Source organism: Sporosarcina luteola (assembly GCF_007991495.1).
Taxonomy (GTDB): Bacteria; Bacillota; Bacilli; order Bacillales_A; family Planococcaceae; genus Sporosarcina; species Sporosarcina luteola.
The window spans coordinates 84,774-105,258 of the sequence record NZ_BJYL01000020.1 but is presented as its reverse complement, the minus strand read 5'-3'; the positions used below and the strand labels follow the sequence as shown (position 1 = coordinate 105,258).

Annotated in this window: 23 protein-coding genes and 1 riboswitch; of the genes, 4 read left to right on the top strand and 19 right to left on the bottom strand. The window is 43.0% G+C overall.

Annotated elements, in window-relative coordinates; all coding sequences use genetic code 11:
• Positions 1-10: 10 nt before the first annotated feature.
• Together SLU01_RS08115 and SLU01_RS08110 are read right to left on the bottom strand one after the other, a co-directional pair.
• Complete coding sequence (locus SLU01_RS08115) at positions 11-265, bottom strand: hypothetical protein (protein WP_147057101.1); 255 nt, start codon at positions 263-265, stop codon at positions 11-13.
• A gap of 63 nt (positions 266-328) precedes the next feature.
• A complete protein-coding gene (locus SLU01_RS08110) occupies positions 329-1,840 on the bottom strand; it encodes a leucyl aminopeptidase (RefSeq protein WP_147057099.1) in 1,512 nt (503 codons plus the stop codon).
• 156 nt (positions 1,841-1,996) lie between these two features.
• On the opposite strand from SLU01_RS08110, the gene SLU01_RS08105 reads away from it, so the two are divergent.
• Entirely contained in the window at positions 1,997-2,473 is a 477-nt protein-coding gene (locus tag SLU01_RS08105) for a divergent PAP2 family protein (RefSeq protein WP_147057097.1), read from the top strand.
• A 55-nt stretch (positions 2,474-2,528) separates the two neighbouring features.
• Here the strand turns inward: SLU01_RS08105 and SLU01_RS08100 are convergent, their stop codons facing one another.
• From SLU01_RS08100 to SLU01_RS08090, 3 genes are all read right to left on the bottom strand, one after another.
• Complete coding sequence (locus SLU01_RS08100; RefSeq protein ID WP_147057095.1) at positions 2,529-2,855, bottom strand: YuiB family protein; 327 nt, start codon at positions 2,853-2,855, stop codon at positions 2,529-2,531.
• Between the two features lie 344 nt (positions 2,856-3,199).
• Entirely contained in the window at positions 3,200-4,417 is a 1,218-nt protein-coding gene (locus tag SLU01_RS08095; protein WP_147057093.1) for an NAD(P)/FAD-dependent oxidoreductase, read from the bottom strand.
• A gap of 243 nt (positions 4,418-4,660) precedes the next feature.
• Positions 4,661-5,026 carry a HesB/IscA family protein gene (locus SLU01_RS08090; protein WP_147057091.1) on the bottom strand — a complete coding sequence of 122 codons (366 nt, stop codon included), beginning with the start codon at positions 5,024-5,026 and terminating at the stop codon, positions 4,661-4,663.
• Between the two features lie 121 nt (positions 5,027-5,147).
• Between SLU01_RS08090 and SLU01_RS08085 the strand changes: the two genes are divergently transcribed.
• Positions 5,148-5,843 (top strand): DUF2225 domain-containing protein, encoded by a 696-nt coding sequence (locus SLU01_RS08085; protein WP_147057089.1) that lies wholly within the window; start codon positions 5,148-5,150, stop codon positions 5,841-5,843.
• Between the two features lie 49 nt (positions 5,844-5,892).
• Here SLU01_RS08085 and SLU01_RS08080 read toward each other — a convergent pair whose 3' ends face one another.
• Complete coding sequence (locus tag SLU01_RS08080; RefSeq protein ID WP_147057087.1) at positions 5,893-6,129, bottom strand: NifU family protein; 237 nt, start codon at positions 6,127-6,129, stop codon at positions 5,893-5,895.
• 85 nt (positions 6,130-6,214) lie between these two features.
• Between SLU01_RS08080 and SLU01_RS08075 the strand changes: the two genes are divergently transcribed.
• Positions 6,215-6,544: a YuzD family protein gene (locus SLU01_RS08075; protein WP_147057085.1), complete on the top strand. Its 330-nt coding sequence runs from the start codon at positions 6,215-6,217 to the stop codon at positions 6,542-6,544.
• A gap of 122 nt (positions 6,545-6,666) precedes the next feature.
• Here the strand turns inward: SLU01_RS08075 and SLU01_RS08070 are convergent, their stop codons facing one another.
• Positions 6,667-7,731, bottom strand: a complete 1,065-nt coding sequence (locus SLU01_RS08070; RefSeq protein ID WP_147057083.1) for an NAD(P)/FAD-dependent oxidoreductase — start codon at positions 7,729-7,731, stop codon at positions 6,667-6,669.
• Between the two features lie 140 nt (positions 7,732-7,871).
• On the opposite strand from SLU01_RS08070, the gene SLU01_RS08065 reads away from it, so the two are divergent.
• Positions 7,872-8,108 carry a YuzB family protein gene (locus tag SLU01_RS08065; protein WP_147057179.1) on the top strand — a complete coding sequence of 79 codons (237 nt, stop codon included), beginning with the start codon at positions 7,872-7,874 and terminating at the stop codon, positions 8,106-8,108.
• A gap of 21 nt (positions 8,109-8,129) precedes the next feature.
• On the opposite strand, the gene SLU01_RS08060 is transcribed toward SLU01_RS08065, so the two are convergent.
• The 12 genes from SLU01_RS08060 to sufB form a co-directional block, all read right to left on the bottom strand.
• Entirely contained in the window at positions 8,130-8,903 is a 774-nt protein-coding gene (locus SLU01_RS08060) for a TIGR01457 family HAD-type hydrolase (RefSeq protein WP_147057081.1), read from the bottom strand.
• 2 nt (positions 8,904-8,905) lie between these two features.
• On the bottom strand, positions 8,906-9,355 hold the full coding sequence (locus SLU01_RS08055; RefSeq protein WP_147057079.1) for a DUF86 domain-containing protein: 450 nt from the start codon (positions 9,353-9,355) through the stop codon (positions 8,906-8,908).
• Between the two features lie 104 nt (positions 9,356-9,459).
• Positions 9,460-9,762, bottom strand: a complete 303-nt coding sequence (locus SLU01_RS08050) for a YutD family protein (RefSeq protein WP_147057077.1) — start codon at positions 9,760-9,762, stop codon at positions 9,460-9,462.
• A gap of 17 nt (positions 9,763-9,779) precedes the next feature.
• Entirely contained in the window at positions 9,780-10,739 is a 960-nt protein-coding gene (gene lipA, locus SLU01_RS08045; protein WP_174842628.1) for a lipoyl synthase, read from the bottom strand.
• Between the two features lie 168 nt (positions 10,740-10,907).
• Positions 10,908-11,015, bottom strand: a complete 108-nt coding sequence (locus SLU01_RS08040; protein ID WP_147057075.1) for a methionine/alanine import family NSS transporter small subunit — start codon at positions 11,013-11,015, stop codon at positions 10,908-10,910.
• 12 nt (positions 11,016-11,027) lie between these two features.
• Positions 11,028-12,557, bottom strand: a complete 1,530-nt coding sequence (locus tag SLU01_RS08035; RefSeq protein ID WP_147057073.1) for a sodium-dependent transporter — start codon at positions 12,555-12,557, stop codon at positions 11,028-11,030.
• Between the two features lie 266 nt (positions 12,558-12,823).
• Positions 12,824-14,407, bottom strand: a complete 1,584-nt coding sequence (locus tag SLU01_RS08030) for a Na+/H+ antiporter NhaC family protein (RefSeq protein ID WP_147057072.1) — start codon at positions 14,405-14,407, stop codon at positions 12,824-12,826.
• A 215-nt stretch (positions 14,408-14,622) separates the two neighbouring features.
• A riboswitch (Lysine riboswitch) is annotated at positions 14,623-14,799 on the bottom strand.
• Between the two features lie 55 nt (positions 14,800-14,854).
• Complete coding sequence (yunB, locus tag SLU01_RS08025; RefSeq protein WP_147057070.1) at positions 14,855-15,673, bottom strand: sporulation protein YunB; 819 nt, start codon at positions 15,671-15,673, stop codon at positions 14,855-14,857.
• 51 nt (positions 15,674-15,724) lie between these two features.
• A complete protein-coding gene (locus tag SLU01_RS08020; RefSeq protein WP_246110927.1) occupies positions 15,725-17,128 on the bottom strand; it encodes a bifunctional metallophosphatase/5'-nucleotidase in 1,404 nt (467 codons plus the stop codon).
• A gap of 6 nt (positions 17,129-17,134) precedes the next feature.
• Complete coding sequence (locus SLU01_RS08015; protein ID WP_147057066.1) at positions 17,135-17,959, bottom strand: sulfite exporter TauE/SafE family protein; 825 nt, start codon at positions 17,957-17,959, stop codon at positions 17,135-17,137.
• The gene (locus SLU01_RS08010) at positions 17,959-18,822 is read right to left on the bottom strand and encodes a DUF72 domain-containing protein (RefSeq protein ID WP_147057064.1); all 864 of its coding nucleotides are present in this window, start codon (positions 18,820-18,822) and stop codon (positions 17,959-17,961) included. Before SLU01_RS08010 ends, SLU01_RS08015 begins: the two co-directional genes overlap by 1 nt.
• Before the next feature lie 235 nt (positions 18,823-19,057).
• Positions 19,058-20,455: a Fe-S cluster assembly protein SufB gene (gene sufB, locus SLU01_RS08005; protein ID WP_147057062.1), complete on the bottom strand. Its 1,398-nt coding sequence runs from the start codon at positions 20,453-20,455 to the stop codon at positions 19,058-19,060.
• Positions 20,456-20,485 lie beyond the last annotated feature (30 nt).

Genomic DNA, 20,485 nt, shown 5'->3' with positions numbered 1-20,485 from the left:
GTTTGTTTTTTTAATAAGGGAAGCCGTATGGAGGGTAGTTATAATATGGTGGAAATCCGCCGTATCCTCCATATCCATAAGGATAATAACCATATGGGTATCCATACGGTTGGTTATATCCGTAATTACCTGGGAATAGTGCATTTCCGAGGAAGCCCCCTACTAATCCTCCTAGAAATGGACCACCGATTCCAAATCCATATCCTTGGTTACCAAAAAAACCTTCATTACGTCCATATCCATACCTATGCGAATGCCGTGGCATCTGTATCCCCCTTTCTCACTTATCCTATTCGTAACGGGCGAAGTGTTGGGGGATGAATGCCTATTATTCGCTTAATCCTGCATCTGCCATCCGTTCTACTACTGTTGCAAGTGTGCGGACCATCACGCCTGTGGCACCTTTTGGACCTAAATCATGCGCTGCAGAGGCATCAGACGTTCCTGCGATGTCCAAGTGGATCCAAGGAGTGTCACCAGCGAACTCACCTACAAATCCTCCTCCGAAGATCATATGCCCATCACGGCCGGGTGAATTGTTCAAGTCTGCTACTTCACTCTTGCGGATACGTTTTTTATCATTCTCAGTTAAAGGAAGTCTCCAAACGAATTCTCCCGTTTCCATAGATGCTTGCATGAACTCCTCAAAGAACTGTTCGTTGTTCGTCAATGCACCTGTTTTATCATTGCCGAGTGCAACGATGACGCCGCCAGTAAGCGTAGCGACATCTATCAAGTAGTTCGCGCCGGATTGCTTGGCGTATGTCACAGCATCAGCAAGAACAAGTCTTCCTTCTGCATCCGTGTTTAACACTTCAATCGTTTTTCCGCTCAAGGACGTAATAACATCATCTGGCTTAAACGCCTCACCAGAAATCATATTGTCCGTAGAACCGATGACGGCGATGACATTTTTCGACGGGCGCAATTCGCCGATGATATTCATAGCGCCTAGGACAGCCGCAGCGCCCCCCATATCGCCTTTCATGCCAACCATGCCTTCACGCGGCTTCAATGAATAGCCGCCCGTGTCGTACGTTACACCTTTCCCTACAAGGCCAACAACATCTTCCCATTGCTCTGTCCCTGCGTATTTCAACACGATGAGGCGCGGTTCTTCAACAGAACCTTTATTAACTGCTAAAATGGCGCCCATCCCGAGCTCTTCCATCTCTTTTTTTCCTAAAATTTCAATTTCAAAATCATGCTTTTCTGCTAATTCCTTTGCATAATCGGCCATTTTTGTTGCAGTCAGTATATTAGGTGGCATGTTGACGAGATTACGAGCTTCATTCACAGCATACGAATAAGTGCTTCCTACTTCAAATGCTGCTCTCAACTCTTCTTCGTCTGCCCCCGATAAAAATGTAACTGACTCTAGTGCAACGTCCCGCTCGTTAGAATCTGTACGGTATCCTTCGAATTTATAAGATCCCATTCCGATTCCTTCAGCCGCTGCGAAAACGACATCATCACATGCAAGTGCGTCATTTGTAAATGGCGCTGTCCAAATTGATACAGAGGATGTTTTTGATGCTTTTAGTTCTTTTCCTAAGCTTGCGAAAACTTGGCGAAGACGGTCTTCAGTTAATCTTTTCGCGTTTCCGAGTCCGATGAAATAGACCCGTTCATATGCACCTGTATGGAGTGCAGGCATTTTTACGATTTTTTTAAATTCCGACTGGATATCCCCTGACTTGATCCAGTCCATAAGACGCGGGCTGAATGAACTTGCGAAGTTGTCCCATCCTTCTACGTTTTCCGGGTGTTCAGGAACCCCGATGACTAACACTTCACTTTTCAAATTGCTGAATTCTGGTTCAATAAAAGATGCTTTCATTTGACGACCTCCCTATTTTCATACATCCTCTATTATATACCAACAAACTGTCGAACCAATAATAATAATTCGATTTCCGGAGTATCTATTATTTCAATTCGTTTGTTATGGTATACTATCTATACATTTTCACTTTTTAGAAAAGGAGTGGATTCTATGGCCCTATTGCAAAACACTCCGCTCCTTGCGGCATTATTTGCGATTTTTTTCGCGCAGTTCGTTAAAATCCCTATTCATTTTCTGTTGACGAAGAAAATGGATTGGAAATTGATGACGTCCACAGGTGGTATGCCGAGCTCCCATTCAGCAGCCGTATCGGCACTCACTACCGCCATTGCCTATGAGGTCGGGTTGGACTCCCCGTTATTTGCAGTGTCTGCCATCTTCGCGGTCATCGTCATGTTCGATGCAACCGGTATTCGCTACCAAGCTGGGCAGCAAGCTCTCATTATTAATCAGATGCGAGTGGACTTCCAGACGTTCGTGACAGAAGTAAAAGGTTGGCCTCAAAAGGATGGACAGCAGAAAATAATGGAATTGAAAACGTTGCTAGGTCATAAGCCAAGTGAAGTTTTTGCAGGATCAGTGACAGGAATTCTGATCTCCGTCGTCACTTACTCATTTATCGTTTAATGAAAAAGAAGGTGCTCCTATTATGGAGAACCTTCTTTTATTGTTCCGGATTTGTTTAAAACATTTGATACCCTTGTTTTCTAAGTAGTTTCATAACGAAACCAGAGATGATAGCCCCTACTAGTCCACTTGCAAGGATGATGATATCCGCCGCATGCAAGGAAACGATTTTATCGCCTAACAGTCCGAATGCATAGCCTGGCTTTGTGAAATACTCGAAGAATCCCACCTCATCGATAATGAGGATTACAACGATAGGATAAATAATTGCCATTAACCAAGTCATACGGAGTAGCATATTCAATAAAAAGCCGATTCCGAAAAACATGACCATGAATATAATTATGGATAAGACGACGTGCGTCAATGAAATTGTTCCCAAATTGTCTACCTCCGTTTTCCATTTATCATTTTACAGGAATGGATACAGGCTTTCAATAAAACAATGCCAATTCAATAATTTGTCGGAATTACATTTCTATATTTCTTCTTTGCCACGATCCCCTAGAAAAAACACCCGCCACTAAATAGTAGACGGGTGTTACATACATATGTTGGATTGAAGTATAATCGGATTTCCACTACAGTCGGACGCTTTCCGCGGGCACGGCTTCAGCCTCCTCACTGCGCTGCGCTTCGTTCCGGGGTCTTCAGCCCGTGCTGTTCCCGCAGGAGTCGCCGCCTTCCGTTCCAATCCAAAAGTAGTTCTTAATCATATAAGTTCGCTTATTTCAGTAAGTTAAACTTACCTTTTTTAAGAGTTAGGCCTACTCCGCCGATCATGAAGAGGGAACGGTTATCAACCACTTTTTTCATGAATGATGCTTTTTTGCCCATCAATTTCTTACCGAATGCTACACCGATTGCATCATCATCACCGAGGGAAGCGATGCTGCCTTTAATATCCGGTACGAATTCGGCAGTTCGGTTACCTTTCATCAATGCAATTATGTTATTTGCACACATATCACCTTGCTGCATTGCGATTTGTGCAGTTGGAGGATATGGACGATTGATTTCTTCATTAATCATCAACGCACAGTCACCGACGATGAATACGTCTGAGTGTCCTGGAGCACGAAGATCTTTATCCACTTTAACACGCGCACGCATGTTTTCAATGCCCGTTTCTTCGATCAAGCGGTTTCCACGAACGCCCGCTGCCCATACGACAGTGCCGGCTTTGATGAATTCGAATTCATCTTCGCCTTTTTTAATGTTGACGCCTTCAGGAGTCGCTTCAACAACCGGAGTACCGATTGAGAATTCGATTCCTTTTGCTTTTAATTGTCTAACCGCATAGTCCACTAGTTCTGGATCAAATCCAGGCAATACCATTGGAGCTGCTTCTACACAAATGACACGTACCTTTTCAGCAGGAACATCGAATTCCTTGCAAAGTTCAGGTACACGGTTGCCAAGCTCACCAAGGAATTCAATCCCTGTGAAACCTGCTCCACCGACGACGATTGTTAATCTGCTATCGTCTTTTTCATCTTCAAGGGACCATGTTGCAAATTGGTATTCAATATGTTCACGGATTTGACGTGCTGCATCTACATTAGCAATAGACAATGCATATTTGTCCAAACCAGTGATGCCGAACGTTTCACCTTCGAAACCTAAAGCGATGACAAGATAGTCGTAAGCATGCGTACCGACATTTGTCGTGACGACCTTGCCTTTAATATCGATTGCTTGTACTTCGGCTTTGACGAATTTAACTTTTCCTGGGTTGATGACATCTTTTATGTCATAACGAACTTGTTCAGGAGAAAGTGTCCCTGCAGCCGCTTCATGCAACCAAGTGGACTCATAATGGTAATCATTCTTATTAATGAGTACAATATCAGCCTCGTCAGCGCCAATGGATTTTTGCAAGTTGACAACTGTGGATAAGCCACCGTAACCCGCACCTAACACTAAGATTGTCGGTCTTTTCACGAAAATCGAAACCACCTTTGAATTTATTATGTGCCGGGTCCGATATAAACCGGGCTATACGTCGATTTGCTCAGTCCTGGCATTTGCCTCTATTCGACAAACTTCTACTATACAATAGTAGCCTTTTTGAGAGGGCTTTTCAATACTTAATATTAAAATTGTTAAACTGTATATAATAATAAAGACCCTCCTCCGTGAAGATAGGTCCCAATGGGTTATCTAAACGAAGGAGAGTATTGAAAATTAATCACACGCTTGTGGCGTACCGACTTTTTTCGCTGTTCTGAACGAAGTCCCGCAGCCGCATGAAGCGATTGCGTTCGGGTTGTTGATGGTAAAGCCGCCGCCCATCAAAGACTCTTTGTAGTCGACTTTTGTACCTTCCAAAATTCCAGCATCATCTTTCGCCACGACAATCTGGATTCCATGCTGTGATAAAAGATAATCGTCTTCAGCTTGTTTTTCTTCAAATCCTAAACCATATGTTAATCCGCTGCATCCGCCACCATTGACGGCTACGCGAAGGAACGAACCTTCCTCGCCATTGTGCTTCATCATTTCCTTCACATGATAAGCTGCAGCTTCAGTAATTTCAACGTACTGTGTCATTTACATCCACCTTCCTGCTTTTCTTCTATCATAGCAATGATTTTGCCGATTGTGCAATTATTTGCTCCAATCCAGTAAAAATGGGGTATAATAGAAATATAGTGCGAAAGGATGATGTCAAATGGAAATAAGTCCTACTTTTGCAAAGAAAACGGCATGCTTGAATTGCGGGGAAAAATTCACAACAACGAAAATTCGTTCACGCTTTGTCCGAGTTGTAAAGCATGAAACCGACTTCAAGCCCGTCTATGCAAACTCTTCAGTCTATCCGATTTTATATAATGTAGCAGTCTGCCCACATTGCGGATTTGCATTTACAGATGATTTCTCAACTTATTTTGCACCAGGTGTGAAGGAGCAAATCGGGAAATCAATCACTTCCTTTTGGAACAGTCGTTCATTCGGAGAAGAGCGGACGATTGAGGAAGCGATCGAAGCATATAAGCTTGCGTATGTCAGTGCAAGGGTCAAGAAAGAAAAGCCTTTGACAATCGCGGGGATCACATTAAGGATTGCCTGGCTTTACAATGATTTGGTGGATTTTGGATCGGAGAAAAGGTTTAAAACAATTGCACGCGATTTTTATACGGAGGCGTATTCTGAAAGCGACTACGTCGGAACACAAATGTCCGAAACAAGGGTTTTGTATATGATGGCAGAGCTTTCACACCAAATCGGCGATATGGATAGTGCTGTCCGCAATTTTTCACGCGTCATCGAAAGTCAAAGGACGTCAACCGAACCCCATATTATTGAAAAAGCTAAAGATCGTTGGCAGGAAATTAGGGAGCAAAGACAAGAAGCTGTAAAAAGCTAAAGCGGACTGATAATGACTATCAGTCCGCCTGCTTTATGACGATTATTAATTAAAAGACTTGTTCTACTTCCACTACCCCTGGTACTTCTTCAAGTAAAGCTCTTTCAATACCCGCTTTTAATGTGATTGTCGAACTTGGGCATGTACCACAAGCACCTAGAAGGCGTAGCTTGACAACCCCTTCTTCAATATCAACGAGCTCACAGTCTCCACCATCCCGAAGTAGGAATGGACGCAATTTATTTAAAACTTCTTGTACGGGATCCATCATTGCTGTATCTGTCATTGTAATATCTCTCTCCTTTCATTATACTTATTATAAACTGGATTTCAGAAAAAATCCAATAGAGAAATTGGAAGGGGTTATTTCATTGGGGAAAAGCAAAGTGAAGATTGAAATTTACGGAGCGGATATTATTTGTGCAAGTTGTGTTAATGCACCTTCTTCGAAAGATACATACGAATGGCTGCAAGCTGCAATCGACAGGAAATATCCCGATCAGCCGGTTGACATTGAGTATATCGATATTGAGTCCGAAATCGAAAATCCTGACCAGAAAAGCATCGCTGAACAAGTATTGAATGATGACTATTTCTACCCGCTTGTGATGGTCCAAGGTGAAGTGATCGGGGAAGGATATATTCAACTGAAGCCTGTATTTGCTGAGTTGGAGAAGCACGGTTACGTAGCTCAGGCTTGATGGGTAGTTGATAATAATTCCATATAAATGAGAACAAAAATCCCTCTCCGTTTTGGATGAGGGATTTTTTATTCACGTCTAGCTTCGGGCGCTAGCTGTTCAAGCGCCCTCCGATTTTGTTGTTATCCATTATGCCACTTGTACATCCAAAGCACCCCGGATTTCAACAGTCTTGCGATCCGTCCTGTTACGGTACGGTCTGCAAGATAGGCAAAACCTTGTTTCTTACCTAATGAACCCATGAAGCCTTTCAGCTTGATTTCAGGCATCTCTGCAGGCAACGGTTCCTTGTTCCAAACGAGTCGAAGCACGCGGACGATTTGTTCCGCTTGCTCTTCAGCAAGCTGTGCACTCGGTGCATGCGGTAGGTCAGCAATGTCACCAACGACATAAACGTCTTCGTAATTAGGAATTTGGTGATATTGATTCAACACGACTCGTCCCCTGTTTTGCTCCACATCCAATTCACGGACGATGGAAACGGGTTGGATGCCGGCAGTCCAGACGACAGCGTCGACTTGAATTTTTTCCTCATGATTGTAAAGGATATTCTCTTCGACCTTCGTAATATTCGAATTGGAAATGACTTCAACCTCATGTTTGTCAAACCAGTCTTTTACATAATTGCTCAGTCTTTCCGGGAAATCTTTGAGGATCCGCGGCCCTCTGTCAAATAGCTTGATTTTCAAATCTGGACGACTCTCACGCAACTCACTTGCCAGTTCGATACCGCTTAAGCCGGCACCGACGATTCCGACCGTTGTGCCTCCCCCAAGTCCTTGAAGAATTTTATAAGTCGTACGGGATTGCCCGATTGTTTGAATGCTGCTCGTATATTCAGCAGCTCCGGGTACGCCATGGTAGTTGTCTTCACAACCAAGTCCGATGACTAGTTCATCGTAAGTGATTTCTTCTCCGTTTTTCAGGGCGACTGCTTTCTCTTCCAACTTGATCGCTTCGATTTCCCCTTCAACGACTTTCAATCTATCATGTGTTGGCAATGCGACACGAATGTCGGAATCGGGAGATGTTCCTGCGGCCAATGCATAGAATTCTGTCTTCAAACTATGGAAAGGCGTCCTGTCAATTAAAATGATTTCGAGATCGGCAGGTAATTCTTTATTGAGCAGACGTAGTAAAATGCGCATGTTCCCATAGCCTGCGCCTAGCAATACAAGTTTTCTCATAGTGTTCTCCTTTAATAAACGATTTTCCGGTCTGTTCTCCATCACGATTATAACAGTTTGTGAGAAGTTTCACAATAAGACATCCTATTTGACGATTGATGAAAAAGAGAGTACTATGCCTAGTAGGTGAGGTGATCGTCGTGAATCCGATCGTTGAATTTTGCATGAGCAATCTTGCAAACGGTTCACAGAAAACATTGGAAGCGTTAGAGAAGGATCCCAATATAGATGTGCTTGAATACGGGTGTCTTAGCTATTGTACGAAATGTGCTGAAGGACTATATGCATTGGTGAACGGTGAGGTTGTGGAAGCAGACACACCGGAGGAGTTAACAGAAAGGATTTATCAGTATATCGAAGAGAATCCTTTGTTTTGACGATAACAAAAGGACCGCAAATCATTGCGGTCCTTTTTTGTTCCAGTCATTTAAGTTTTCAAACAGATACGTCGGCTGTTGCAATTGCTTTAAAACAGTCTTTGCATTCGTCACTCCACCTTCAACGTGGATCGTGTCGATTCCGAAACGGATACCGGCTTGGATGTCCGTATCATAATTGTCTCCAATCATGATCATTTCTTCTTTCCGATAGCCTTGCTGTTGAATGAAATGCAACATATGCGGTTCGGGTTTTCCGATATAAATAGCAGTTTTATCGGTCGTCGTTTCTAAAAGTTTTATGAAAGAGCCATTTCCTGGAACGAGTCCTCTTTCAGTGGGAAATGCCTTATCCCCATTCGTCGCGATGAAATGTGCCCCTTCTCTTATTGCTAGACTTGCCTCTGACAGCTTTTTATATGTAATGCCCCGGTCAATTCCGACAACGACGACATCCGGCTGCGTTGCAGTCAATTCAAAACCTTCCATTGTCAATGCGTCTTTAAGTCCTTGTTCCCCGATCATCATGACAGATGCACCGTCAAAATGCTCCTTGCAATAGTTGGCTGAAGCAATAGCGGATGTCATAATTCTATCGTTTTTTGTATGGATGCCCATTCGGGAAAGCTTTAGACTGAACTGATCAGCTGTCATTGAAGAATTGTTCGTAACAAAATACGGCTCAATACCATTTTTTTGAAGGCTGCTAATAAAATCGATCGCTTCAGGAATCGCTTCACTTCCCCGATAGACAGTTCCATCGAGGTCAAGGCAAATCGCTTTATAGATGTCCATTATTATTGCTCCGAAGGACTAAAGGCTGAAACTGGACCGAGTTCATTCTCTAAATAATGTCTGACTCTATCAGGGAATGCCCCGATTACCTCTTTTGTTTCGTTTAACACGGATATAATCTCTTCATTGTCCACAGTAACAAATTCCCGTACAATCATCGTTCTTAGGGCCAACACTTTCTTTAATGGATCCGCCATTTCTGTTGTAATCACTTTTTCGTCTTCCATAATGTCAATAATATCATCATAGCTTCCTGGGTCACGCATAATAAAACCATCAATCATGGAATTACCGACATCGATGATCGACTCAACAATCGTATGCGCAATTCGTTGAAGCGCCAATGAATGAATTTTATCCTTATTCCATTGTTGATGCCCTTCGAATAATGCTAAAAGGCTTTCCATATAGGCTAACGTTTCGTTGATTTTATTGCGATCGATAAAGTACAAGATTGTTCCCTCCCGATAGTCTAAACTACCCTTCCATCATATCATATTGCGCACGCAAATGAACCGCCAAGCATACATATTCTGCATACTTGGCGGCTACGTTCCTATTCTTGTTCAGCAGGCCGAATCTTTGACTTGCCAACTTTTCGCAAAACAAAATAGGCGCATCCGAAATTACAGTATTCATAAATATAGTCCTGCAATGTGCTGATCTTCGTTTCATAAGTCGCTTTTGAATTGCGATCCTCAAAAAAACCTTTCAGGCGTAGCTGACCGTAACCCCAGTCTCCTAAAATATAATCGTATTTTGATAAGACATCGCTAAATCTTGCGACTAAAGCTTCTTCATTGAAACCATCCCGGTAATCGGTCACGATTTCATATTCATAATTATTAATCGTTATCAAACTTTATCACCGCCATTTCAGCTTTTAACAGCTGATTTTAACAACTCATCGCCAATGCGCTGTTTTTCTTTTGCAGCAGCGTTAACTTGTTCATCCGCATGATAGCTCGAGCGAACAAGCGGACCTGCTTCACAATGTGAAAATCCTTTCGTCATTGCAATTTCACGCAGTTCGCCAAACTCTTGAGGCGTATAATATTTTTGGACTTTCAAATGTTTTTTCGTCGGCTGTAAATATTGGCCGATTGTCATAATGTCAACATGATGCGCACGTAAATCATCCATTGTCTCAATAATTTCTTCCATAGTTTCACCTAATCCAAGCATCAAGGAAGACTTTGTAGGAATTTCCGGGTACATTTCTTTTGCACGAAGAAGAAGCTCCAAAGAACGGTCGTACTTAGCACGCGCACGGACTCTTGGCGTTAATCTGCGTACTGTTTCTATATTGTGGTTTAAAATATCGGGCTTTGCATCCATGAGGCGCTGTAGATTATCGTAATCGCCTCCCATATCCGACGGTAAAACTTCAATTGTCGTAAATGGATTTTTACGGCGGATCGCACGAATTGTTTCGGCGAAGACTTCCGATCCTCCGTCTTTCAAGTCATCCCTTGCAACAGCTGTTACAACAACATGCTTCAAATTCATGAGAGCAACTGAATCTGCGACGCGTTCCGGCTCAGCAAGATCGAGCTCATTCGGCAAACCAGTTTTAACCGCGCAAAAACGGCATGCACGCGTACAAACAGCCCCAAGAATCATGAATGTAGCGGTCCGGCGTTCTCCCCAGCATTCATGGATGTTCGGACAACGGGCTTCTTCGCAAACAGTATGTAAGTTCTTTTCACGCATCAGTTTTTTCAAATCTGTATAGTTTTCATTCGTGTTCAACTTTATTTTCAGCCAATCCGGCTTTCGAATATGTTCTACTTTCTTCCCAATCTCTGGTCTGCATGACAAGGCTACCGACTCCATTCCTCATTATGTAAAGATATCCACCACTCTTGTCAATGTAACATATATTCTGACTTGCAACAACTGTTGATTGCCCACTTCTATAGCGATTATCCAAAAACGCCGAAAAGAAAAGCGCCCGTTCCCGGACGCTTTTCATCATAAATCAATTGCAAAATCCCAAATGACTTATGCTCTACTTTTCGATTTAGATACTGCCCAAAATATACTTCCCGCAAGTCCTCCCCAAATGACGAGGATTCCAAGAATCATCATGAATATAGCTCCGCCACTCATATCGAATCCCCCTTATCGATTGTCATAGTCTGTCGATTCCAAAGTCTTTTTATTCCATTTCAATGCTGTGAAGATGATGGCCATGACAATTGCGAAAAGGGCGACCATCCATCCGCTTGACATAATAAAGGCATCTGGATATCCTTCATAGTTTCCATTGTCTGTATCGTGCAATTTCATGATATTGATGCGCAACAGGTCGAACATCATATATCCAAGGACGAGCGGTGTGATGTACTTCAAGCAAATCCTCCACCACGTGCCTGCGCGTATATCCGAAATTTCATTCGCGTGAACTTGAAACACATCAAGCTTCCTGAAGACCCAAACGATAAGGAAGACTTCGATCAAACCGATTGCAGCAACACCGAATTGGTTGATGAAATAATCGGCAGTATCCAGGAAGTACAAACCTCCACGCGTTGCAAACAACAACGATACAAGGGCAGCAAGCCCAACTCCGAATATAACCGATTTTGTTCTTGAGATATTAAATTTATCCGAAAGACCGGCAATATACGTTTCACAAATGGAAATTAGAGATGTGATACCCGCCAGAACAAGTGACAGGAAGAATAACGCACCGAAAAATCCATTCATCCCCGGCATTTCATTGATAATCTGCGGGAACACGACAAAGGCCAGACCTACCCCTGCCGTTGCTACATCCGCAACCGATTCGCCCGCTTGTGTCGCCATGAACCCTAACGCCGCGAATACCCCGATCCCTGCTAAAAGTTCAAAGCCTGAATTCGCAAAGCCCGTAATAAAAGCGTTATTTGTAATATCGGACTTCTTCGGCAAGTAACTCGAGTAGGTGATCATGATGGCAAAGGCTATCGAGAGACTGAAGAAAATATGTCCATAAGCCGCTACCCAAACGGTCGAGTCTGCCAGTTTACTCAAATCAGGCTTAAAGAATGCGTCCAACCCAAGAAGCGCTCCGTCCAACGTAACAGCCCTTATGACAATGAGCAAGAAAACTACGACAAGCAAAGGAATGAAAATTCTGTTTGCCAACTCAATCCCACGTTTAACTCCCGCTAAAAGAATAATAATTGCAATTGCCCATACAAGGATAAGTGGTATTAGCACACCTGGGACTAACCCACCAACCTCTCCAGGATTATCAGCTAAATTCAAAACGCTTCCGAAGAGGAATCCCCCAGTATCATCGCCCCATGCTGTATTGAAAGAGTAAATCGTATACTTCATTGCCCAAGCAATAATTACTGCATAGTACGTAGAAATGACAAACGATACGAAAATCCCCCACCAGCCCAACCACTCAGCTGCTTTTCCTTTCATCCGGAAAAATGATAAAGGCGCTGACCCACGATACTTATGACCTATCGTGAATTCCAGGATCAAAATCGGAATACCGGCAGTTAAAAGTGCAAATAAGTACGGTATAAAAAATGCCCCGCCGCCGTTTTCATACGCAACGTACGGAAAACGCCAGATATTCCCTAAACCTACAGCTGATCCGACAGCAGCCAATATGAATCCGGCCCTTGTACCCCATTGCGAACGCTGTTCCATAACAAATCCCCTTTCTTCTACTTTCTTAATAATCTAGTATTTTCAGATTATTTTATAATCTTAAAACTAGTATATCCGTCTTCGGACATGTTGTCAAAATATTTTTTATTGGTGAATAAGGAATTATAATAGATTTCATATGTTTGAATAGATGAAATAGTCAGTTGAATAAATTTATGTTTGCCATTCACGTTTTATACTTCTAATTCAGCAAATATAAAAGACTGCCACATTCGTCATTAGCAACGATAGTGGCAGCCTAGTGTTTACTTTGTAAGTGAAGTGACGCTCATTGGTGATTTATTACGAATTGATACCCATACAATAAAGAGAACGGCAGTAAGGAGGATGACTGAAACCAAGCCGATCCAAACTGATCCTGTAAATCCGAGGATCAAATAGCCGATTGTTGAAATGCCGGCAGCAATCAATGCGTAAGGCAATTGAGTGGAAACGTGATCGATATGATTCGAGCCAGCCCCTGTCGAAGATAAAATGGTCGTATCTGAAATAGGTGAACAATGATCTCCGAATACAGCACCTGCAAGAACAGCAGACAATGCCGGGAGGAGAAGTTCAGGCTCCGCATTGATCATAATCGTCCCTGCAATTGGTAAAAGGATTCCGAATGACCCCCATGAAGTTCCTGTGGAAAACGCCATTAAACCTGCTAAAACAAAGATAATGACCGGAAGAAATTGAACAGGGACATTAGATTGTTCAACGACATTGGATAAGAATGGCCCAGTTTCAAGAACACTGATTAAATCCGTCAATCCCCACGCAAAGATTAAAATGAGGATGGCTGGCATCATCGCTTTTATGCCGCTTGTGAATGCCTTGCCGATCAATCGATAGGAAGCTGTTTCATTTTTCCCCATTTGAGATACATATAGAATCGCAGCCAATAAGGTCCCGGCAAATCCACCCGTCATTAATGACACCGGAACATCCGTGTTTTCGAATATCGTCCAAATGCTCGTTGATCCACCAATACGATAACCCGTCCAAACCATCATCCCTAAAGTAACGACAACGAGAGTAATGATTGGAGCAATTAGATCCTTAACGCGCCCATAGGCGTGAATCGGGAAATCTTCCTTCAACTGTCCAGGTATTTCTTTGGTAGGATCAAATAATTCACCGGTCGTCTGTGCACGTTCTTCCTGCTTTTTCATTCCAAAGAAGTCAATGTTAAACCAAGCGAAGAAAAATACCATAGCCAATGTCACAACTACATAGAAATTCATCGGTGCCATCATGAGAAATGCGGACAAAGGTGAATAGCTGATTGCGGCAGTTGTACTGAAAATAAGAGCCAATTGGCCAATCAAAAATGCTCCCCAACTGGAAATCGGCGAAACGACGCAAATCGGAGCGGATGTTGAGTCAATGAAATAAGCAAGCTTCGCCCGTGAGATACGGTGCTGATCCGTAATGGGACGAGCAATTTGCCCGACAGCCAATGAATTGAAATAGTCATCCACGAAAATGAGGATCCCTAGCAACACGGTCAAAAGCTTTGCACCGCGTCTTGTTTTAATATGGCGTACAGCCCATTCTGCAAATGCCCTGCTGCCGCCAGACAAGCTGACAAGCGCAGTAATAACACCTAAAAGCAAGATGAAAACCATAATGAAAATATTATAGGTATTCAATTCGCCTTCTGTCCAAAACGACACTGTCATCGCAGTCCAAAGGCTTTTCAACGTTTCTACCGGCGAAAAGCTTGCCACTAATAATGCCGCCGTCAAAATCCCTGATCCGAGCGATAAAAGAACTCTTTTTGATACTAGTACCATAATAATTGCCACAAGTGGCGGTAAAATTGAAACCCAAGTGCCTATCATACTTACTTCCTCCAATTTTTTTGAATTGAAGAACAAGGTAACGAGCAAAAGCGTGGGGCGCTCTATGTCAAGCATAGCCAACTAACGAACTGATTAGTTAACGCCCGACAGCTAAAAGAAAAAAACCGACACCCTTTACACTATGAAAGTGTATCAGGTGTCGGCTTATTCTACGTTTCGTTTGTAAGATAATCAAAGTTGTCTTTATCTAACGTACGATCTGTAGCTCATCATGCGGAGTTCGCATGACAGTGCCATTCCTATTCGAAATGACCCCAGCAGAAGTGGATCGGCAACCCAGTTTCTACTTCGGCAAAACTTCCTTTCACGGACGATCATCAATGCCAATCTAGCGCCCGTTACTAATAAGCCTTGCAGCCTCTACCTAATCGGTGTTCCTCTTGTTGTACAAGCTTATCAGTAAACGAACGCTTTTTCAACCCCTATTTATTGGCCGGCTCCTTTAATTGGGAAAGGTACCTCTATTTGCGGAGCGCTCCCGCTTCCCCCGTTATAAATTTGCGGGATAGGGCTTTGAAGCAATCCGATTGCAACTGGAATCCGTTGCTGCAACACGGTTCTTTGAGTAGCCAGCGGAACGATGATCTGAACATTCACTGTAACTAATACATTCACTTCAACAATCGCATTATTAATACCAAATTCCGTAACGACTGTCTCTACATCTGTTTGAACTTCTCCAATGACATGAAACTTGATAGGGATTTTAGGTCCGAAATTCCCGAGCATCGGCAAATCCAACGCTTGCCCCAATGGAACAAAGAACACCACTCCACCATCGGTTTCCATTTTTTCAGCATCGTATTCAATATCTTCGCTAAGCGGCAGCATTTCCAAATTTCCGCTTTCTGCCATCTCCAGATGAGATTCGATCAACCCTTGTATTTCCGCCATTGTTTTAATAATAATTTCGGCATTCAGCGTATTCGTCACCATACCGGACTCCGAATCATTTGGTACATTCTCTATAATTTCATTCATATTATAAACGCTCGTAGAACGTGATTTAATGGCTTGTGTGATGACATGAGCGGCAATTTTTTCGGTTTGTGTCTCTGCATATAATGTATAAATCGGAGTTAACTTTGAATTGACGTAATAAAGAAAGAGGGCGATTGTGAGTAAGATTGCAGGGAAAAGAATCGGAAACCATCTGCGTTTCCGCCGTGGCCCCCCACGATGGTGTGGACCTCGATGGCGATTTTTCTTATAGTATTTTCGAGGCGCTTGCCCATAAAATCTCAAAACGACCCCTCCTACATAATATTATGCAGTACAGGGGTCGTTCATTCTTGATTAGTATTCGTTTTGGTGCTCCGACATGTTCATTTTAGCTAACGCTTTTTGCTTGCCATACCACCCAGCTATATCGCGAATCAATTCCGGCATATAGTATTCCTTTTCGGCCTGTTGTAAAACAGGGAAGAAAAAACCGAATGTGAACATATCAAGCGTTGCAAGCGTGTATGTTTCGCCTTGAACCACTTGTCGGTTTCCGGCAAAAAGTTCACCTTGTTTATTCTTATAAAGTCTTTCGAAAATTATTTTCCCCATAATTGTACCTCGGAATCCGAGCCCTTTGATTTCCAGCTTTGGCCAGTCTTCATTTTGAGCAAGATTGTAAATTTCAAGTAGTTCCCTTCCCTCCAGCGTAATCACGCAAGGATTGATTGGATGCGGAAGCATTGAATGCAACTGACGTCTAGTCACCCAACCTTCTTCAAGACTCCCCATAAAAATACCTGCATTGAACATGGCACAATCCGCATTTGTATATTCAACCATTGCCCTGCCGAAAAAAGAAGAAAGGGCACTCTCTGTAAAAAGTTGCTGTTTCAGTTGTTCAGCATTGTAAAATACCCTTTCCTCCATTGCCTCATTTCCGGTGCTGATCAACTCGTTTACTTCATCGACATCCTCTTCCGCTCTTTCCATCTCGTTGACATGAATCACTTCTGCCCGTTTTCCGATGACTTTTTTGGATTCGTCCAGGCATATCGTAACATGTCCTACGTATTGAGCAAATTTACCAGTAGCTGCGAGCAATGTTTCATTTACAATTTCGCTTTCCGTGAACAGATGATGGGTATGAGCTCCCAGTATGACGTCGAACAGGGTGCTTTCTTCTGCCAACAGCCGATCTTCATGGACGCCCATATGCGACAAACAAATAAGGACATCCGTTTTATGTTGGATTTGAGTGGCTATCTTTTTCAACGCTTGTCTTGGTTCTTCAATATGCCATCCTAACCTCGCATAGAATTCCGTATACATGGCAGTAGCACCGATGACTCCAACGCGAACGCCTTGCTCCGTTTCATAGATTTGATAAGGCGCCAGCCATCTTGGAATGGAATGATCCGTTTCTTCCAAGTTGCAAAGAACGACATCAAAATCCGCACTTTCATAAAGTGTAGTTAACGCCTTTTTTGACATTGTAATGCCTTCATTATTACCGATTGTCACCGCATCATAACCAGCACGGTTCAGTAAAGCTACGTTCCCTTTTCCAGTAGTGCCTTCTGTAAATGGATGTGAACGGTCAACGTGATCACCGATATCAAATAGAAAGCAAGCTTTGTTCTCCGCTTCATGCAGCTCTCTTTTGGAACGGAGAAATCGGCTAATCTGCGGCCAACTGTCAAAATGGCTATGAACATCATTTGTATGGTAAAGATGGATTGTTTCAACCTGTTGCATCATGACTCAACCCCAGATTCCCTCAATGATTGATCTTACTCCGAATAGTAATAGCATAATTCTTAACACAAGCACTAACGTCTCCGAATTCATTTTCTTATTCAACATCGTTCCGATCATTCCGCCGATATAAGCCCCCGGTATGACTGGGAGTGCATAGAGCCAAGGTACATGCCCCAGGGAGATATGTGTAACGGAATTGACAATCGCGGAAAGGAAGACGATGAACATCGATGTCCCTACTGCGACATGCGGAGGAAACAGGAATAGCAAGATTAGTGCTGGTACGATCATTGTTCCCCCACCGATTCCGAATAGCCCTGAAGAAAAACCAATAATAAAAGTAAGGATAAGTGCAAACCAAATTGGATAGCCGTATACATGGGTTTCTCCATGCTGATCTGTGAATGATCTTTGTTTACCGTGGTCAACAAACCAATGAATCGGCTTTAAATACTTCCTTGCAAGCAATAAGACGGATAGCACAAGAAGCAATATGCCGAAATACAAATTAAAAGACGGCAAATCCAGTCCTTTATTCACAAAAGCGCCAATCATCGTACCAGGAATGGAACCCGCAAAAAAGATCCAACCCGTCCGGTAATCGACGGTCTTCACTTTCACATGCGACAATGTTGAAGATAAACCATTGAAAATCATCATGATTACTGAAATACCAACTACACTTTGCGGAGTGATACCAGGGATCCATCCGAGATCAATTCCGACCAGCAGTGTGAGCGGAACAAGAATCGTGCCGCCCCCGAGTCCTACAATGGAACCCATTACCCCGGATATGGCTCCAATTAACGCTAATAAGAGATACGCCATCATAATTCCTCCCCAAAAATGTTAAGCTGCTTTGGTGTTAGTCTTTCGTAGACAATGCCCATCATTTTTTGAAGGCGTTTCGCATTTTCAGCCGCATGTCCGCCTGAATTATTATTGAAGACGACAAACACATTTTCCGATTCGCGTTGAAGCTTATGGATCACTTGCTGAATTTCCGTTAATTCAGCATCTGTGTAATTATAAAGATAACGGACTTTTCGCCAAGCTTCATTATCCCCTGTCGTATTTCTCCAGCCATTCACATTTCGACCATGCAGTCGTATAAACGATTTATCCCGCCTTGTTGCGATGGCTACGAGCGGCACACTGCCTTCACCCGATTGCGGCTCATCACAAACGGTGTGTATAAAATTAAGGTCTTCAAGGAATTGCACTGTTTTTTCACGCATCGCTCCCGTATACCACGACTGGTGACGAAATTCGATCGCTATATCATAGTCTTCTAATTGTTGCCGAATATACCTAATTTGATCGACATTCTCTTTTCTACAATCAAACCATGGCGGAAATTGTACAAGAACCATCGCCAACTTGCCGGCTTCCTTCATAGGTCCAATAGACAGTTTGAACTCGTTGAACATTTCTTCCGGAGACGAATATGGCAACTTCCCCCTATGATGGCCGGTCATTCCTTGATAGGCCTTCACAATGAATTGAAAGGTATCCGGTGTTTCAGCAATCCATTTTCGGATATTGCGCTCAGGTTGAATGGCATAGAATGAAGCGTCCAGCTCAACGATTGGAAAGTGAGAACTGTAATCGATCAATTTCTCCCGCGCGTTAGAGGAGGGGTGATAGACGGCAGGATGGTCGCCCCACCCCGTCAAACCAATTTGAATCATGTCATTCCCTCTCTTCTGTTCGATAGATGAATATTTTCATCATAGCATATGTTTGGTGAATGATTCCGCCAATTAGCATTGGCTCGACAAGTGGATTGTTGCTTTCATTGTTCTATTCAACGCTCATTCTTTTGCACAACGGCTCGTTTATCCGGAGAACGGCTCATTCTTTTGCGCAACGGCTCGTTTAAACAAAAAAACCGCCTGCTAGGAGGCGGTTTTTCATGTTTCTTTCTTACCCGATTGAACCTTCCATTTCGAATTTAATGAGACGGTTCATTTCGACAGCGTATTCCATTGGCAATTCTTTTGTGAATGGCTCGATGAAGCCCATGACGATCATTTCAGTTGCTTCAAGTTCAGGAATTCCACGGCTCATCAAGTAGAAGAGCTGCTCTTCCGATACTTTGGAAACTTTCGCTTCGTGCTCAAGTGAAATGTTGTCGTTCAGGATTTCATTGTATGGAATCGTGTCGGATGTGGACAGCTTATCCATGATAAGTGTGTCACATTCGATGTTAGCACGTGCGCCGTCTGCACGGCGTCCGAAGTGAACGATTCCACGGTATGTTACTTTACCGCCATGTTGAGAAATCGATTTAGAAACGATTGTAGATGACGTGTTTGGCGCCAAGTGCATCATTTTAGCTCCTGCATCTTGGTGCTGCCCTTTACCAGCTAAAGCGATAGACAATGTCATACCGCGTGCACCTTCTCCTTTAAGAATACATGCAGGGTATTTCATCGTAAGCTTCGAACCGATATTGCCGTCAATCCATTCCATTGTAGCGTTCGCTTCACATACCGCACGCTTCGTAACTAGGTTGTACACGTTGTTTGCCCAGTTTTGAATCGTTGTGTAACGGCAGTATGCATCTTTTTTGATGATGATTTCAACGACCGCACTATGAAGGGAGTTTGTTGTATAAACAGGAGCAGTACATCCTTCAACGTAGTGAACGCTTGCGCCTTCATCTACGACGATCAACGTACGTTCGAATTGACCCATGTTTTCCGAGTTGATGCGGAAATAAGCTTGAAGTGGAGTATCCACTTTGATGCCAGGTGGTACATAGATGAATGAACCTCCAGACCAAACAGCAGAGTTCAAAGCTGCGAACTTGTTGTCTGTGTTCGGAATGACAGTTCCCCAATATTTTTTGAACAGCTCTTCGTTTTCACGTAAAGCCGAGTCTGTATCTTTGAAGACGATTCCCATGTCTTCAAGTTCTACCTTCATGTTGTGGTAGACAACTTCGGATTCGTATTGAGCTGAAACTCCAGCAAGATACTTTTGTTCGGCTTCAGGGATACCTAGTTTGTCAAATGTTCGTTTGATTTCATCAGGTACTTCATCCCAAGATTTTTCTGTTGCTTCGGAAGGTTTTACGTAATACGTAATTTCGTCGAAGTTAAGGGAATTTAAATCTCCGCCCCATTGTGGCATTGGTTTGCTGTAGAAGATTTCAAGGGATTTTAGACGATAGTCCAGCATCCATTGTGGTTCTTCTTTCATTTTCGAGATTTCTTCAACGATTTCACGTGTCAACCCACGCTCCGAACGGAAAACAGATACGTCCTTGTCATGGAAACCATATTTGTAATCGCCAATTTCAGGCATTTTTTTAGCCATCATTATTCCTCCGTTCTTTCATTTGTCAGT

What these genes read in the sequence shown, in the direction of transcription:
- SLU01_RS08115 (WP_147057101.1), bottom strand. Translation starts at nt 265, where the DNA reads ATGCCACGGCATTCGCATAGGTATGGATATGGACGTAATGAAGGTTTT.
- SLU01_RS08110 (WP_147057099.1), bottom strand. Translation starts at nt 1,840, where the DNA reads ATGAAAGCATCTTTTATTGAACCAGAATTCAGCAATTTGAAAAGTGAA.
- SLU01_RS08105 (WP_147057097.1), top strand. Translation starts at nt 1,997, where the DNA reads ATGGCCCTATTGCAAAACACTCCGCTCCTTGCGGCATTATTTGCGATT.
- SLU01_RS08090 (WP_147057091.1), bottom strand. Translation starts at nt 5,026, where the DNA reads ATGACACAGTACGTTGAAATTACTGAAGCTGCAGCTTATCATGTGAAG.
- SLU01_RS08085 (WP_147057089.1), top strand. Translation starts at nt 5,148, where the DNA reads ATGGAAATAAGTCCTACTTTTGCAAAGAAAACGGCATGCTTGAATTGC.
- SLU01_RS08080 (WP_147057087.1), bottom strand. Translation starts at nt 6,129, where the DNA reads ATGACAGATACAGCAATGATGGATCCCGTACAAGAAGTTTTAAATAAA.
- SLU01_RS08070 (WP_147057083.1), bottom strand. Translation starts at nt 7,731, where the DNA reads ATGAGAAAACTTGTATTGCTAGGCGCAGGCTATGGGAACATGCGCATT.
- SLU01_RS08060 (WP_147057081.1), bottom strand. Translation starts at nt 8,903, where the DNA reads ATGGACATCTATAAAGCGATTTGCCTTGACCTCGATGGAACTGTCTAT.
- lipA (WP_174842628.1), bottom strand. Translation starts at nt 10,739, where the DNA reads ATGGAGTCGGTAGCCTTGTCATGCAGACCAGAGATTGGGAAGAAAGTA.
- SLU01_RS08040 (WP_147057075.1), bottom strand. Translation starts at nt 11,015, where the DNA reads ATGAGTGGCGGAGCTATATTCATGATGATTCTTGGAATCCTCGTCATT.
- SLU01_RS08035 (WP_147057073.1), bottom strand. Translation starts at nt 12,557, where the DNA reads ATGGAACAGCGTTCGCAATGGGGTACAAGGGCCGGATTCATATTGGCT.
- SLU01_RS08030 (WP_147057072.1), bottom strand. Translation starts at nt 14,407, where the DNA reads ATGATAGGCACTTGGGTTTCAATTTTACCGCCACTTGTGGCAATTATT.
- SLU01_RS08020 (WP_246110927.1), bottom strand. Translation starts at nt 17,128, where the DNA reads ATGCAACAGGTTGAAACAATCCATCTTTACCATACAAATGATGTTCAT.
- SLU01_RS08015 (WP_147057066.1), bottom strand. Translation starts at nt 17,959, where the DNA reads ATGGCGTATCTCTTATTAGCGTTAATTGGAGCCATATCCGGGGTAATG.
- SLU01_RS08010 (WP_147057064.1), bottom strand. Translation starts at nt 18,822, where the DNA reads ATGATTCAAATTGGTTTGACGGGGTGGGGCGACCATCCTGCCGTCTAT.
- sufB (WP_147057062.1), bottom strand. Translation starts at nt 20,455, where the DNA reads ATGGCTAAAAAAATGCCTGAAATTGGCGATTACAAATATGGTTTCCAT.